This window comes from Paraburkholderia edwinii, from assembly GCF_019428685.1.
In the GTDB taxonomy this organism is placed as follows: domain Bacteria; phylum Pseudomonadota; class Gammaproteobacteria; order Burkholderiales; family Burkholderiaceae; genus Paraburkholderia; species Paraburkholderia edwinii.
In genome coordinates this window covers 3,380,632-3,395,867 of the sequence record NZ_CP080095.1, presented here as the reverse complement: position 1 = coordinate 3,395,867, position 15,236 = coordinate 3,380,632, and the positions used below count along the sequence as shown (strand labels likewise).

Below are 15,236 nucleotides of genomic sequence, written 5' to 3'. Positions count from 1 at the left end.
TACAATCAGACTTCCCAGGATATGTCATGTGAGCGGCGGCCTTGTTCCCTACATCGTCGCCGGTTCGCGCCCAAGGTGCAGTTTCGAGGACGAAAGCCATGCTGAACCCGTCGAAAACCGATTGCATCACCATTCTGTCCGCCGCCAGCGAATTGCCTGACGGTAAGCTGTTGTCTCTCGATTGCCGTTCGCTCGGTCTGACTCGTAACGGCATGGAAACCGCTGCCTCGTTTCTGATCGAGCGTGCGTGTTTCAAACGTTATAGCGAAGCCGGTGGTCATTATGCCGTCGGTGGTCTGTCGCTGCAGGGCCGCTTGCGTCTGGACCAACTGGCAAACGGTTGAGCGAATCGAGGGCAAGCGCGTAACCGCTTCGACCGGCCGCTTCGTTCGGCCTTTCCACGTCACCTCAGGCAACGCTCCCGCGCAACGAAATGGTGCGCGGGATGATGCTTTGCGCGTAACGATTTATGTTGGACCCGCTACGTGCCGTGTGCGCGAGCGGAGCGATCGAGCGTGCGAGCCCGCGTGAACGTCAAAAACGGCCCGCCCGTCGGCCAGGCGCGCGGCCTGACTTCTACTTCATGCCGAATAATCCGATCACGCCGATGATGATCAGATACAGCGCGACGATGTAGTTGAGCAGGCGTGGCATGACCAGAATCAGAATGCCTGCGATCAACGAGACGAGCGGTCCGAGACTGAGAGTGACGTTCATGAAGACTCCGTTGTTTGAGTTAGCCTGATTGAGCCTCGAAAGGCGGTAACGCTTCTATACTTGCGCGTACAACCAACTACACCGACTCGCTACACCTGCGGCGCGCATGTGCCAGTATCGCCGGCCAGCCGGCAAGCGAACTGCAATCAATCCGCATGCGCGTGCGGCAGACCGCACGCCACCGCCGACGCCGCCCACACCGCAAGAGCCGAACGAACCGATGTCAGAGGAGACCGTTATGCATTGCTTCAACCGCGCCGCGGCTCGCTCCGCGTCACGGCCATTCGGGCGTCGGTTTGCGCTCCGGTTTCCACTGCGGTTTTCCACTTCGACAGCCTCGATCATAAAAGGTCTTGCACTCATGGTCTCGATCCTTGCCACGTCCGCGTCCGCACAAGGTACCGCAACGCCTCCCGCCGACGGCGTCTACGACCTGCTGGTCGGCACCTACACGGGGCCGAAGAGCGAGGGCATCTACGTCTATCGCTTCGACACGAAGACCGGGCAGGCGTCGCGCGTATCGTCCGCGCAGACCGTGAATCCGTCGTATCTCGTCGCCAGCCGCGACGGCCGCTTCGTGTACGCGGTCAACGAATTGCCGGGCGACAACGGGCCGGCCACGACGCGCGGCGATATCAGCGCGTTCAGGTTCGACGCGAAAAGCGGGCAATTAACGTTCCTGAACAAGGTCTCGTCCGAGGGCAACGACCCGTGCTATCTGAGCATCTCGCCCGATGGCCGATACCTGACCACAGCCAACTATTCGGTGGCGGCCGATCCGGGCGGCAGCTTCGCGGTGTTTCCGCTCGAGGCCGACGGCAAGGTCGGTAAGGCCGTGCTGACCGTGCACCATGAAGGCAACGGGCCGGTGAAGGGGCGGCAGGACAACGCGCACGTGCATTCGACGGTGTTTTCGCCCGACGGGCACTATCTGTTCGCGCAGGATCTCGGTGCCGACAAGCTCTTTTCGTATCGCTACACGCCCGATGGCAGCCGCGGATTGCTCGGCCCGACCGAGCGTCGCTATGTCGATATGAAGGCCGGCACGGGGCCGCGGCATCTCGTGTTTGCGCCGGACGGCAAGCATGCGTATCTGACGAGCGAACTGGCGGCGACGGTCGACGTGTTCGACTATCGCGACGGCAACCTGGCGCTTGTGCAGAGCGTGCCGATGACGAAGCCCGGCTTCAAAGGGGAGGTCGGCGCGGCGGCGATTCACCTGTCGCCGGATGGCCGCTTCCTCTACGCGAGCAATCGCGGCGATGCGAATGAGATCGTGATCTACGCGGTCGATCCGGCGACTGGGCATCTGCATGAAGTCGGACGCCAGTCGAGCCTGGGCAAGGCGCCGCGCGAGTTTTCGATCGACCCGAGCGGACACTGGCTGATCGTCGGCAACCAGAACAGCGATACCGCCTTCGTGTTCCGGCGCGATCTGCAAAGCGGGCTGCTCGAAGCGAATCCGACGCGCCTTGAGATCGGCTCGCCGGTCGACTTCGCGTGGGTATCGCCGTCCTGAACGCGGGCGGATGGGCTTGTCGCCGATGAGTAGTGGAGCATACGCCGCATCAAGAAGCTGTAACCGCAATCGTCTTCGCCGTTGTGCAGTAATCGCACTGGGCCACGATGAGAACGACGCTCGTGACGGTCATGCTGGTGACGGCAACGACGCTGCAAACCGCGCCGTTGCCCGCGCACGCCGATTGCGACTACTCGACGGACTGGATCGCGCGCGCCTGTTCCCGCGTCGCACGCGTAGCGCATGAAGGCACGTGGGACCTCTACCTGACCGGCTACGGCTGGCACATCAACGGCTACACCGAAGAGCGCCGCCAGTCGCTGAACTCGTATTCGTGGGGCGGCGGGGCCGGCAAGCATTTCACCGACGAGAACGGCAACGACGACATCCTGTTCGCGTTCATCTTCCTCGATTCACACGAGAATCCAGAGCCGATCGGCGGCTGGGCGCGTCAGTGGTACACGAAGCCGGTGCTCGGCGGATTGTCGGTTGGCGGCGGGTATTTCCTCGGCTTTACCGCGCGCAGCGATATCGCACACTATCTGCCGGTGCCGCTCGCCTTGCCGATCGCATCGCTGCGTTACCGGAACGCTTCGCTGATGGGGACGTTCATTCCGCGTATTCCGGGGGTCAACGAAGGAGACGTTGCTTTCTTCTGGGCGCGTTATGAGTTTTGACGGATGCGTTGACGCGTGCGGCCGGCGGCGCTGGATTGCCGCCCTGCGTGCGCTTCGATGCTCACTCCGCACTCACTCCGGTGCCGGTCCCGGCGCCAGCACTTCGCGGCTGCCGTTGACGCCCATCGACGACACCAGTCCTGCCGCTTCCATCTGCTCGACGAGCCGCGCCGCTCGGTTATAGCCGATGCGCAATTGCCGCTGCACCGCGGAGATCGAGGCGCGCCGTGTGCGCACGACGAAGGCGACCGCTTCGTCGTAGAGCGGGTCGGCCTCGGCGTCGGGCGCATCGCCGAACAGGTCTTGCGGCGCGCCATCGGTGGCCGGTCCGTCGAGAATGCCTTCTTCGTACTGCGGCTCGCCGAACTGCTTCAGATGCTCGACGACGCGATGCACTTCTTCATCGGCGACGAATGCGCCGTGCACGCGCTGCGGGTAGCCGGTGCCCGGCGGCAGGAACAGCATGTCGCCCTGGCCCAGCAGCGACTCGGCGCCCATCTGATCGAGAATCGTGCGCGAGTCGATCTTCGACGACACCTGGAACGCGACGCGCGTCGGAATATTGGCCTTGATAAGGCCCGTAATCACGTCGACCGACGGCCGCTGCGTCGCGAGAATCAGGTGGATGCCCGCGGCGCGCGCCTTCTGCGCGAGGCGCGCGATCAGCTCTTCGATCTTCTTGCCGGCCACCATCATCAGGTCCGCGAGCTCGTCGATCACGACGACGATCAGCGGCAGCGGCGACAGCGGCTCGGGATCGTCGGGCGTCAGCGAGAACGGATTGCCGATCTTTTTCTCATGTGCCTGCGCGTCGCGGATCTTCTGGTTGAAGCCGGCCAGATTGCGCACGCCGACGGCCGACATCAGCCGGTAGCGCTTTTCCATCTCGCCGACACACCAGTTGAGCGCGTTCGCGGCGAGCTTCATATCGGTGACGACGGGCGCGAGCAGATGCGGAATGCCTTCGTAGACCGACAGCTCGAGCATCTTCGGGTCGATCATGATGAGCCGCACGTCTTCGGGCGTCGCCTTGTAGAGCAGCGACACGATCATCGCGTTGATCGCGACCGACTTGCCCGAACCGGTTGTGCCCGCAACGAGCATATGCGGCGCCTTCGCGAGATCGGTGACGACGGGGTGCCCGGTGATGTCCTTGCCCATCGCGAGCGTGAGCTTCGAGGCGGAGTTCTGATAGACGTTCGCCTCGAGAATTTCGGAGAGGCCGATCATCTGGCGCTTCGCGTTCGGCAGCTCGAGGCCCATGCAGGTCTTGCCGGGAATCGTCTCGACCACGCGGATCGACGTGAGGCCAAGTCCGCGCGACAGGTCCTTCATCAGGCCGACGATCTGACTGCCGCGCACGCCGAGCGCGGGCTCGACTTCGAAACGCGTGATGACGGGACCGGCCGATGCGCCGACGACGGTCACCGGCACCTTGAACTCCTGCAGACGTTGCTCGATCAGCTGACTCGTTTCGGCGAGCTTTTCATCGGAGATCGGTTCGACTTCGGTCGATGCCGGCGCGAGCAGGCCGAGGCCGGGCAACTCGATATGCGAGGCCGCGGGCGCGTGGAACTCGAAGCTCGTCGCGGCGTGGCCGCGTAGTGGCGCGCGGGAGGGCTCGGGTGCGGGTGAGGCGTCGGGTGCAACGATGTCAGGCTGTGCTGCGTCGTCGCGCTCAACCGGTGCGGCCGACGGCGCGGGCGTTGCCGATTGCTCCACGTGGGCGCTTCTGAATTGCACGACGTTGGAGGGCGCCGATGCGGCTGCAGGCGCATCCGGTGTGTCCGGGGTGTCCTGTTGTGGCGCTGACGCTGATGCTGTCTCCTCGACCGACGATGCGGGTGTTTGCATCGCATGCGGGTTCACGATGTGCAGTTGCGGCGCGCCCTGGCGCGCGGTCTGTGCATCGAGCGGAACGGCGGCGGAGGTCGATAGCGTATGCGAGGTCATCGACGAACCGGTGCGCAATGCTGTCACGGTTTCGTCGATCTCATCCCACGGGGCGAGGGTCGGCGAGGTGGCAGGGATCGGGAGCGCAGGGGAGGGCGCGTCGCCGGTGTTCAACGTGCTGTCGATTGCGCCGGATAGGCCTGATGCGCCTGATACGCCTGATGTGCTTGATATGCCGGACGGAGATGATTCGCCGGAGACCCTTGATGTGTCGCTGATGTCGTCGACGTTGCTGACGTTGCCGATGTCGCCGGTTTTGTGTGTGTCGTGTGTGTCGCTCGCGACGGGCGATGCGGTGAACGCAGAGGCGATCTGCAATGCAGCGTCGTTTTCTGCCGCGTCGGTTGTGCCTGCGGAGCGAGCTAGCTCGTCGGCGGTGGGCGATTGGTCATGCGCGGCGCGCGGCTGCGTATCGTCCATCGGTGCGGCGGACATCGATGGCTCTTGCGACGTCGGCAATTCGACAAGCGGGCTGTGTGTCGAGCTTTGCGATTCGTGTCCGCTGTGGTCCGAAGGCGCGATGTCCGTCGGTTTCTCTGCCGCTGCGTCGTGCGCTGTCGCGCGGCTTTCGGCAGGCTGGCTTTGCGCAAGGTCCGGCTCAACCTGTTGCTGCGGCGTGACGCCGGACAGCTTGCTTGTCGCGGGCACGCTACTGTCCATCGTGCCATCGATGCCGACCGGCTTCGCCGAAGCAACGTCTGACGTCGCGCTTGTCGCCGACGCGTCGCTTGCCGCCGCACTTGCCGCGGACGCGTCCTTTGCCTCCGCACTTGTCGCCGCTGCGTCGCTTGCCGCCGCGCTATCAGCGCCGGCCGCTTTCGCCGGTTCCGCCTGACTGCGCCGCGCGAGGCTTGCGCCGGCCAGCGTCGTCCAGCGCGCGGTGTTTTCTTCGATGCTGCGTAGCGTTTCGCGCACGCTCGGCGCCGGTTCGACGCGCGGTTCAGTCGGCACAGGACGTTTGAAGCCCATGGCCGGCGACCGTGTCGACGCACCGGCGGCGGGGTTCGGCCGCGCGGGTGTCGCGGTACCCGGCGTGATCGCGCGACCGGGCTGCGGTGCGGGCGCGGTTGCAGGCGACGACGGCGTGGTTGGGGCTGGCCGCATCGGCATGCCGTCTGTGGGCGTCGATGCGCTCGACCCCGCGGCTCCAGCCGGGCTCGGCGATGTTGCGGCCGGCCGCTGCGCCGGGTTGTTGCGCGAAGGTGTCACATCGAAAGACTGCACGGTCGCATGGCCACCAGCGGAAAGCGGCCCCGACATACCTGAGGCTTTCGCAGCCGCAACGCCGACGCCGCCCGCCACCGCGCCGCGCGGCGACGCAGATCCCGCCCCGCTAGCAGCCGATGGCGTCCGATCGCGCGACTGCGCGTCTTCAGACTCGCCGCGCAGCCAACCGGCAGGCGCAGTCGGTTCCGCGGGCGCCCATCCAGCACCGGACTGCGCGCTCCGCGCGTTCACGCTCCCTGCGGCGCTGCTGCCGGACAAAGCACTGCTGCCGCGAGCTGAGGGGGCTGCACTCGTTGCTGCACCCGCTGCACCAGCGACACCGGCAGCACCGGCAGCACCCGCAGCACTGGCAGCACCGGCAGCACCCGCCGCGCCTTTACCACGCGTCGTTGCGGGCGGCTTCCAGACAGTCGGCCGCGCATATCGTCCATTCGAGCGCGGCGGAATCGGGTTGATCCGCGGGTCGACGCCGGAGCCGACGCCAACGCCTGACCCGATCCCCGAATGAATTCCCGACCCGATCCCCGAATGAATGCCTGAGCCGATTCCAGCGTTGCCGCGCGTCCCGGCATGCCGCGCCGCATGGGCCGCCGCCGCATCGTCATCGGCGCGCCGGTTGCGCCGCGTGGCGCCGCGCATGCCGGGCAGACCGATGCCGAATGCCGTATCGGCCCACGCAAGCGCGCCCGACCAGCGAAAGCCGAGCAGCCACGGCAAGCTCACCACGAGCAGCACGCACATCACAAGCAGTGTGCCGATGCGTCCCAGCAAATGGCCAAATCCGTTTGCGAGCGCATGACCCGCGCCGTCCATGCCGGCGATATCAACGAGGGACGCCTCCAGCGTGCAACTCGCCACCATCACGCAGACAAAGCCGAGCCACAGCCGGATCGTGCCGGGACCGCGCAGGCCGGTGCCGCCCGGCAGCGCGGATTTCACGAGGCGCCAGAAGAGAGGGAGCAACCAGACGGTCGACCCGCCGAACCAGCCGAAAACTGCCGTATGCATGCTAGACATCAACGAATGACGGACGCGCCGCAGCGCAACCCGTCGAGTTTAAACTGACGAAGCGCTTCATTTGTGCATCGTCATCGCGCGTCGTCATTTTTCGCTGCGCGCGAACACGAGCGTGTCGCCGGTTGCGGTAATCACTTGAAGTTCCTGCGGCGGCCGCATCTGCACGCCGGTCTTGTCGATATGCGCGAGCGCGTCGAGATAATCGCTTTCGAGTTTGCCGCCGGCGCCCGCGCAGGCCATGCGTGTGCCCGCGAGCGGCCCGAAGCTGAGTTTGCCGTCCCTGAGCATGTACGTGCCCGTGTAGCGGTTGCAGCCCGAGAAACCGCTTGCACGGCGTTGGCCGCTTGCGGTCGACAGTGTCAACGTGAGCGGCGCGCCGGCGCCTTTGTCGCCTTCGCTGCCGTGCGGCACGTCGCGTGTGGCGCCGTCCGCGCGCTTCCAGCTCGTCAATTGCCAGCTCGTGTCGTCGAGCAGTTGTGTGGCGGCCGGATTGAACGGATCGGGCGGTGGCGCGTCCGCATCGGTGTGCTTCGGCAGCGAGCATGCTGCGCTCAGCGCCGCTGCCGCGAGCAATGCGCCGACGCCGCGCATGCGTGCCGCGCGGTGCTCGCTGCCGCGTGCGCCGAAGTGCTGCTTACCACTGTTCTCGAGTGAAAGCGGCACGGCAGCAAGCAACGATGCAACGCGTCGCGCAGCGGACATGAGGACCATGGCGTCGTTCCTGTCGAAACTGGGAAAGGCGTAAGGGTAACGCACTACGCACCGGGCAAGCGAGTGCGAATCGCGGATGGACGGCGCCGATGCGCAACGCGGCCGCGCGACGGCGCATGCACTCGCCGGCGCCAGGCGCAGCAGTGGATCAGCGCGGAGATCGGGGCGACATCAGGGCGACATCAGGGCGACATCAGGGCGGACATCGGGGCGGACATCGGGGCCGCGCATGTTAACATCGCCGCACTCATTCGATCCACCCATTGCACCTGTTCGGAGTTCCCATGCAGACCGGCCAACGTATCGGCACACCGCTTTCCCCTTCGGCCACGCGCGTCATGCTGCTCGGCGCGGGCGAACTGGGTAAGGAGGTGATCATCGCGCTGCAGCGTCTTGGCGTCGAAGTGATCGCGGTCGACCGTTATGCGGATGCGCCGGGCCATCAGGTCGCGCATCGCGCGCACGTGATTGACATGACCGATCCCGCCGCATTGCGCGCGCTCGTCGAAAAGGAACGGCCGCATCTGATCGTGCCGGAGATCGAAGCGATCGCCACCGACGCGCTCGCGGCGATCGAAACCGACGGCGTCGCCGAAGTGATCCCCACCGCGCGCGCCACGCAGCTGACCATGAACCGCGAAGGCATCCGCCGCCTCGCGGCCGAAGAGCTTGGCCTGCCGACCTCGCCGTATGCGTTTGCCGATTCGCTCGACGAACTGAAGGCGGGCATCGCGAAGGTCGGCTATCCGTGCGTCGTGAAACCGGTGATGTCGTCGTCGGGCAAGGGGCAGTCGGTCGTGAAGAGCGCCGCCGATGTGGACGCGGCGTGGCAGTACGCGCTCGCCGGCGGCCGCGTGAATCATGGGCGTGTGATCGTCGAAGGCTTTATCGACTTCGAATACGAGATCACGCAGTTGACCGTGCGCGCGCTCGATCCGGCAAGCAGCGAGACGCGCACGTATTTCTGCGATCCGGTCGGCCACGTGCAGGTGGCGGGCGACTATGTCGAATCGTGGCAACCGCAACCGATGAGCCCGCGCGCGCTGGAACGCACGCGCGAAGTCGCGCACAAGGTCACCGAGGCGCTCGGCGGCCGCGGCCTGTTCGGTGTCGAGCTGTTCGTGCGCGGCGACGACGTCTGGTTCTCGGAAGTGAGTCCGCGCCCGCACGATACGGGGCTCGTCACGCTCGCCTCGCAGCGGCTCTCGGAATTCGAACTGCATGCGCGCGCGATTCTCGGCTTGCCCGTCGATACGTCGCTGCGCGCACCGGGCGCGTCGGCGGTGATTTACGGCGGGCTCGACGAAGCCGGCATTGCGTTCGAAGGCGTGGCGCAGGCGCTCGCGGTGCCCGGCGCCGATCTGCGGCTGTTCGGCAAGCCGGAGAGTTTCGTGAAGCGACGCATGGGCGTCGCGGTCGCAACGGGCGTGGATGTCGATGAGGCACGCGCGCGGGCTAAAAAGGCCGCGGCGGCGGTGCGGCCGGTTTCGGCGAAGTAACTTGCATCGTTAGTCGGTGCGGCGGCGGCCAAAGCGACCCAAGCGTTCAACGCCGCCTTGCCGCGCGATGTCTGAAAACGCGGAGTGTTCGATGAATCAGCGGTTCATTCCAGCAGTGACGGCGCTTGCCGCTGTCTCAATCGTGCTTTCGATGGCGCTGCCAGCCGCTGCGGTGGCAGCCGGCGGAAGCGCGCCGCGCTTCGGCGACCTGCGCACACAAAAACCGCACACGCAGAAATACACGTGCGCGAGAGGCCGTACTCTGAACGTCACGTACCTGAGCGCGACAAACGGTCAAAGCTTCGCGGTCGTGCCCGTCGACGGCAAGCAGATGCTGTTCGTGAATACGATATCGGGCTCCGGTGTCCGATATCAGGCAGGCAGCTATACGTGGTGGACGAAAGGTCCGCGCGCGGACCTGTACGACTCGAGGGAAGGAGGGCCGAATGCGCCGCCGATCGTGTCCGATTGCGTGACGATCGTGCGCTAATGCCTGCTTTGGCCGCGCCTGTCATGTAATTGTCGCAAGCGCGCGCCAGTCTTCTGGTTTTGGCTGATCGACCGTCGCGCACGCGATAGCCGCCGAAGCGGCATCTGTCAAAGGCCCATCGGAGCCGCTTGCGTCGAAGTGCTACAATAGCGCCCTTTGCGGCGGGTGTTTGCGCCGCCTGAAGCGGGCCGATTTGCCTTGTTTTGCGCGTATCGGTGCACCAGTGGGGTACCAGCGGGGTATCAACCGGGATACCGGCCGGAGTGCCAACCGGGGCGCCAACGCGGGTCCCGGCCAGGATATCGGCCGCCATGTCGCTCCGATTACCCGCTTTGCGTTCGATCATGCGGCGCGCTTGCGGCACATCGCGTGCTCAGCGTTCATCCTGATGCTTTCGGCGGCGCCGGCCGCTTCACCAGATAGTCAAACGGCGCGCAAGCTCGCCGCGTGCTCGCGCAGCGGTTCGCAGTGGTCCGCAGTGGCCATGTAGTTGCCACCGTAGTGACCACTCAGGCGGCCGCCGTTCAGGTCAGTTAGTACCCCAGGCCACGCGCCGTAGCGCGCAGGCGCATTTTTAGCGATAGCAGCCACCATGTCCGACACAGTTGTCACTCCTAGCACCGCGACCTTCGACCAGTTCGGCCTGTCGGCCGACATTCTGAAAGCCATCGCGGAGCAGGGCTACACGACGCCGACGCCGATCCAGGCGCAGGCGATTCCTGTCGTGCTGGCCGGCCGCGACGTGATGGGCGCCGCGCAGACCGGCACTGGCAAGACCGCCAGCTTCTCGCTGCCGATCATCCAGCGCCTGTTGCCGGCGGCAAGCACGAGCGCGTCGCCGGCGCGCCATCCGGTGCGCGCGCTGATCCTGACACCGACGCGCGAACTCGCCGACCAGGTCGCCGCAAACGTGCAGGCGTATGCGAAGCACACGCCGCTACGCAGCGCGGTCGTATTCGGTGGCGTCGATATGAACCCGCAATCGGCGGAACTGCGGCGCGGCGTCGAAATCCTGATTGCGACGCCGGGGCGTCTGCTCGATCACGTGCAGCAGAAAACCGCGAATCTCGGCCAGGTGCAGATCCTCGTGCTCGACGAGGCGGACCGCATGCTCGATATGGGTTTTCTGCCCGACCTGCAGCGCATCCTGAACCTGCTGCCGAAAGAGCGCCAGACGCTGCTCTTCTCGGCGACGTTCTCGGGCGAGATCAAGAAGCTGGCGGCCACTTACCTGCGCGACCCGCAGACCATCGAAGTCGCGCGTAGCAACTCGACGGCTACCAACGTCACGCAAATCGTTTATGAAGTCGCGGAAGGCGACAAGACCGGCGCCGTCGTGCAGTTGATCCGCGAGCGCAGCCTCAAGCAGGTCATCGTGTTCTGCAACAGCAAGATCGGTGCAAGCCGGCTCGCGCGGCAGCTCGAGCGCGACGGCGTGGTCGCCACGGCGATTCACGGCGATCGTACGCAAAGCGAGCGCATGCAGGCGCTCGACGCCTTCAAGCGCGGCGAAATCGAAGCGCTCGTCGCTACCGACGTCGCGGCGCGCGGCCTCGATATCGCCGAACTGCCCGCGGTAATCAACTTCGATTTGCCGTTCAACGCGGAAGACTACGTGCACCGGATCGGCCGCACGGGCCGCGCGGGTGCGTCGGGCGACGCGCTGTCGCTGTTCAGCGGGAACGAGCGCAAGCAGTTGCAGGACATCGAGAAGCTGATCAAGCGGCCGCTCGAAGTGCAACGGCTCGTTGTCGATGCGCCGGTACGGCACCATCACGACGATCGCGGCGGCCGTCGTAGCCGCGACGAGCGCGACGACCGCGGCAACAGCCGGCGCCGTTCGGGTGGAGGTTTCGAGCGCGGCGCTTCGCATTCGCACCGTCAGCCGCCGATCGACGACTTCTTCCTGAAGCCGTACGAGCCGTCGCCGAGCGCGCTGTCCGCGGCATCGGCGAAGCGCGACGAAACCGACGGCGCACCGCAAAAGCCGGCGTCGAAGCAGCCGCTCGCGGCGCTGCTTGGCGGCTTCGGCATGCCGCGCAAGACTCCTTCGTCTTCCTGATCTCCCCTCTGACTAGCCGGGCCTCGATGGCCCGGCGTCCCGTCTTTCTCCGTTCCGCAGTCGTCGCCGCGCCTATTTCTTCGACGTCGACGGCGTCACCACCACCGTACAGGTCGTGCCCGCCGACAGCAGCACGCCGTCGGGCACCGAATCGATCTTGATGCGCACCGGCACGCGCTGCGCGAGCCGAACCCAGTTGAAGGTCGGATTGACGTCGGCGAGCAGTTCGCGGCTTTCGGGATTGTCGCGGTCGTAAATACCGCGCGAAATGCTTTCGACATGGCCGCGCAGCACGCCGCCGCTCATCAGCCGCATTTCCGCCGCATCGCCGACGCGCACGTGCGGCAGCTTCGTTTCCTCGAAGTAGCCATAAACCCAGAACGAATGGCTATCGACGATCGCAAGCTTCGCCGACCCCGCGATCGCATAGTCGCCGCGATAAACGTTGAGGTTCGTCACATAGCCGTCGACGGGCGCGATCACGCGCGTGCGCTCGAGATTGAGCTTTGCCGCATCGAGCGCGGCGATGGCCTGCTGATACTGCGCCTCGGCTGAATTGGCCGTATGCGTCGCGTTTTCGCGCGACTCCTTCGACACCACGAGACTGTCCATATCGGCGCGCCGTTTTGCGTCGTCGCGGCGCATCTGCAACTCGGCCTTGCGCGCGGCGACGGCCGCCTGCGCCTGCTCGACCGCGATCTGATAGTGCGACGGGTCGATCTGCATCAGCAGGTCGCCTTTCTTGACGAACTGGTTGTCGCGTACCGGCAGTTCGACGACGGCGCCCGACACATCGGGCGCGATATTGATCACTTCGGCGCGCACGCGGCCGTCGCGCGTCCACGGTTCGTCCATGTAGTGAACCCACAGCGCGCGGCCGATCAGCACCGCGACGACGAAAATCGCCGCAGTCGCGATAAACCCGAGGATGTTACGGATGGTCATGATGTGACTCTTTCAACGGTAAACGGCGAGACCCAGGCCGCCGCACACGCAGACCAGCAGGCTCGCGCGAAACAGCGACGGGTGCCAGACGACGCTATACACGCCGATCTGCGCGAGCACCCGGTCGATCATCCATGTCAGCGCCGCGCCGACGAAGAACAGCACGATGACGGCGGGCATGTACGCGTCGAGAATTGCGACCTCACGAGGCATGGCGAGCTCCTGGTGGCGGATGGCCGGCGCCGTTGCCGTTGAGTTCGGCAAGCGGCGATTGAGGGTCGAGCAGCGCGCTGCGGACAAAGTGCGCGTGACTCAGGATGCGCTGCATCCGGTCGCGTTCTTCGCGTACCGGTTCAACTTGCGCGAGCATCTGCTGAACGGCGTCGATCGCGGCGTCGGTGGCGGCGAGCGCGGTATCGAGCCGCTTCGCGGTCGGGGTTTCGAAGAGGCGGCCGACGTCGTCGCGCATCGTGCGCAGCTTCACGCGCCACGGCGCGGCGCGCGCATAGCGCGGGTCGCGCGGCAGATCCTCGATCTCGCGGCGCAAATCGGTGATCGCGTTGCCCACTTCGAGCACGGCGAACAGCCAGCGCAGCGTGATGCGCTTCACTTCGGGTTCGTTGGCCGCGAGCGCGTTGATCTGGAACATCAGGTCGCGCGCACCGCTTTCGAAGCGCGTGCGCAGCCCGCGCACGGGGCCGCGGCAGCCGGCCACCACCTGGCGGCGCAGGTCGATCAGCAGGCGATTGCGTAGCCACGGCGTGGACGGCGGCAGCAGCACCGCGAACGCGACCGCGGTGACGAGTATCGACAGCACGAGCGCGAGCGCGTCGTTCATAAAGCTCATCGGATCATACAGTTCGAGGTTGTCCGGACCCGCGAGAAAGCAGAAGAAGATGCAGTAGCCGACGCCGTAGCCGGCCAGCTTCGGCCGTGTCGTCATGAATACGCCGAACGCGAGAAACGGCGTGAGCGCGGCGCATAGCAGTGGAAAGCCGTCGATATGCGGATAGATGCCGAACGTGAGGATCATCGCCATCAACGACGACAGCGTCGTGCCGACCGCCATCTGCCAGGCCATGCGCGGCGGATTCGGCGACATCGAAGCGAGCGCGCAGGTGGCCGCCGCGTTGAGTGTGAGCGTCGTGCCGCTCGGCCACGCGGTCGCGATCCAGAACGCGCCGAGCACGCACATCACGATCACCGCGCGCACGCCCGAGATGCCGGCCGTGAGCGGATTCGTCTTCGGCTCGTAGTGCTCGATCCAGCGCTCGCGCGCGTGCGTGGGCACCGCGAGCGATGCGTAGGTGGCCGTGTACGCGTGCAGATCTTCGACGAAGCGGTAGAGCAGTTCGGAGGCGGTGTCGAAGTCGAGCAACGGCTCGTCGGGATGCACGGCCAGTTCAGCGCGGGTCGCGCGAATGCGACTCGGCAACTCGGCCTTGTACGCTTCGAGCTGTTCGGCCGAATGCGTCGCGTCGGCCGCCGTGCGCACGGGCTCGCCGGACGCGCAATGCAACAGCGGCGCGATTTCGCGGAAATACGGCTCGAGCGCGTCGATCGTGACCCACGCGCTCTGCATATGCAGACGGTTCATCAGCTGATGCAGCGCGTGAAAACGCGTCGACGCGGCCATGAACTCGGTATTGAGCCGGGCAAGGCGGCCGCCTCGCATGCGCGACTCGGGGCTTTCGAACACGGCCATGCTGCGCATCGCTTCGAGGCCGACAATGTCCGCAATGAAACGCGCATTCGTCTCTTCGATCTGCGCGCGTTCGATGCGGCCGCCCAGCACGTTGCCGACGTAATCGACAAACGAGCTGAAGCGCGCGCGCACGGTCGTGCGCATCAGTTCGCCCGTGTGTTCGGGAAACAGCAGGGCGCTGACGGCGCCCGCGCAGACGATGCCGAGCAGCACTTCCGATACCCGCGTCAACGCGGACAGCAGCGCGCCGTCCGGGTGCTGCGAGGCGGGGATGCCGATCAGCGCGGCCGTGTAGCCAGCCAGCACAAAGCCGTACGAGCGGAAATTGCGGTTGCGCGCGGCGCCGGCCGTGCAGATGCCGACCCACAGCGCCGTCGACAGAATGAACAGTTCGGGCTGCTGCGGAAAAAGCCCGAGCAGCGCAAGCATCACGACGAGGCCGACCAGCGTGCCGCAGATCCGGTAGAAGCTCTTGGCGAACACCGCGCCGCTTTGCGGCTGCATCACGATAAAGACGGTGGTCATCGCGGTGCGCGGCTGCGGCATCTCGAGTTTCATCGCAATGCCGATCGCGAGAAAGGCCGCGGTCAGCGCTTTCAGGATGTAGATCCAGTTGCGGCCGTCGGTGCGCGCCCAGTCGGCGCAGGCGGCGTAGAGCGACGGGAGGGACCAGGCGGCGCCCGGACTGGTTGACGGAGTGGTCATGACGGGTTG

12 protein-coding genes and 1 pseudogene are annotated in these 15,236 nt (G+C 65.8%); 6 read left to right on the top strand and 7 right to left on the bottom strand.

The features are described 5' to 3' along the window. The first annotated feature begins 98 nt into the window (after positions 1–98). On the top strand, positions 99–344 hold the full coding sequence (locus tag KZJ38_RS14970; RefSeq protein ID WP_219796781.1) for a hypothetical protein: 246 nt from the start codon (positions 99–101) through the stop codon (positions 342–344). 232 nt (positions 345–576) lie between these two features. Here KZJ38_RS14970 and KZJ38_RS14965 read toward each other — a convergent pair whose 3' ends face one another. Continuing rightward, entirely contained in the window at positions 577–717 is a 141-nt protein-coding gene (locus tag KZJ38_RS14965; RefSeq protein ID WP_175113261.1) for a DUF3096 domain-containing protein, read from the bottom strand. 361 nt (positions 718–1,078) lie between these two features. On the opposite strand from KZJ38_RS14965, the gene KZJ38_RS14960 reads away from it, so the two are divergent. After that, positions 1,079–2,236 (top strand): lactonase family protein, encoded by a 1,158-nt coding sequence (locus KZJ38_RS14960; RefSeq protein WP_246641485.1) that lies wholly within the window; start codon positions 1,079–1,081, stop codon positions 2,234–2,236. Positions 2,237–2,343: 107 nt separating this feature from the next. Further along, complete coding sequence (locus KZJ38_RS14955) at positions 2,344–2,913, top strand: antimicrobial peptide resistance and lipid A acylation PagP (protein ID WP_219796778.1); 570 nt, start codon at positions 2,344–2,346, stop codon at positions 2,911–2,913. 72 nt (positions 2,914–2,985) lie between these two features. Here KZJ38_RS14955 and KZJ38_RS37145 read toward each other — a convergent pair whose 3' ends face one another. The 3 genes and pseudogenes from KZJ38_RS37145 to KZJ38_RS14945 all read right to left on the bottom strand — a co-directional run bounded on the left by KZJ38_RS37145 (position 2,986) and on the right by KZJ38_RS14945 (position 7,701). Beyond that, on the bottom strand, positions 2,986–3,150 hold the full coding sequence (locus tag KZJ38_RS37145) for a DNA translocase FtsK (protein ID WP_425518359.1): 165 nt from the start codon (positions 3,148–3,150) through the stop codon (positions 2,986–2,988). Positions 3,151–3,248: 98 nt separating this feature from the next. Then, positions 3,249–7,101: pseudogene (locus KZJ38_RS14950) on the bottom strand (DNA translocase FtsK); the annotation flags it as partial. Positions 7,102–7,194: 93 nt separating this feature from the next. Further along, the gene (locus KZJ38_RS14945; RefSeq protein ID WP_246641775.1) at positions 7,195–7,701 is read right to left on the bottom strand and encodes an META domain-containing protein; all 507 of its coding nucleotides are present in this window, start codon (positions 7,699–7,701) and stop codon (positions 7,195–7,197) included. Between the two features lie 404 nt (positions 7,702–8,105). Here KZJ38_RS14945 and purT point away from each other — a divergent pair, with 404 nt between their 5' ends. The 3 genes from purT (at position 8,106) to KZJ38_RS14930 (ending at position 11,872) form a co-directional block, all read left to right on the top strand. Next, a complete protein-coding gene (purT, locus tag KZJ38_RS14940) occupies positions 8,106–9,320 on the top strand; it encodes a formate-dependent phosphoribosylglycinamide formyltransferase (RefSeq protein ID WP_219796772.1) in 1,215 nt (404 codons plus the stop codon). 91 nt (positions 9,321–9,411) lie between these two features. Continuing rightward, a complete protein-coding gene (locus KZJ38_RS14935) occupies positions 9,412–9,810 on the top strand; it encodes an MliC family protein (protein ID WP_219796770.1) in 399 nt (132 codons plus the stop codon). A 592-nt stretch (positions 9,811–10,402) separates the two neighbouring features. Further along, on the top strand, positions 10,403–11,872 hold the full coding sequence (locus KZJ38_RS14930) for a DEAD/DEAH box helicase (RefSeq protein WP_219796768.1): 1,470 nt from the start codon (positions 10,403–10,405) through the stop codon (positions 11,870–11,872). Between the two features lie 72 nt (positions 11,873–11,944). Here the strand turns inward: KZJ38_RS14930 and KZJ38_RS14925 are convergent, their stop codons facing one another. The 3 genes from KZJ38_RS14925 to KZJ38_RS14915 are packed head-to-tail and all read right to left on the bottom strand — an operon-like array spanning position 11,945 to position 15,227. After that, positions 11,945–12,817 (bottom strand): efflux RND transporter periplasmic adaptor subunit, encoded by an 873-nt coding sequence (locus KZJ38_RS14925; protein ID WP_219796766.1) that lies wholly within the window; start codon positions 12,815–12,817, stop codon positions 11,945–11,947. A 12-nt stretch (positions 12,818–12,829) separates the two neighbouring features. Then, positions 12,830–13,030 (bottom strand): DUF1656 domain-containing protein, encoded by a 201-nt coding sequence (locus tag KZJ38_RS14920; RefSeq protein WP_219796764.1) that lies wholly within the window; start codon positions 13,028–13,030, stop codon positions 12,830–12,832. Further along, a complete protein-coding gene (locus KZJ38_RS14915) occupies positions 13,020–15,227 on the bottom strand; it encodes an FUSC family protein (RefSeq protein ID WP_219796761.1) in 2,208 nt (735 codons plus the stop codon). Before KZJ38_RS14915 ends, KZJ38_RS14920 begins: the two co-directional genes overlap by 11 nt. Between the last annotated feature and the right edge of the window lie 9 nt (positions 15,228–15,236).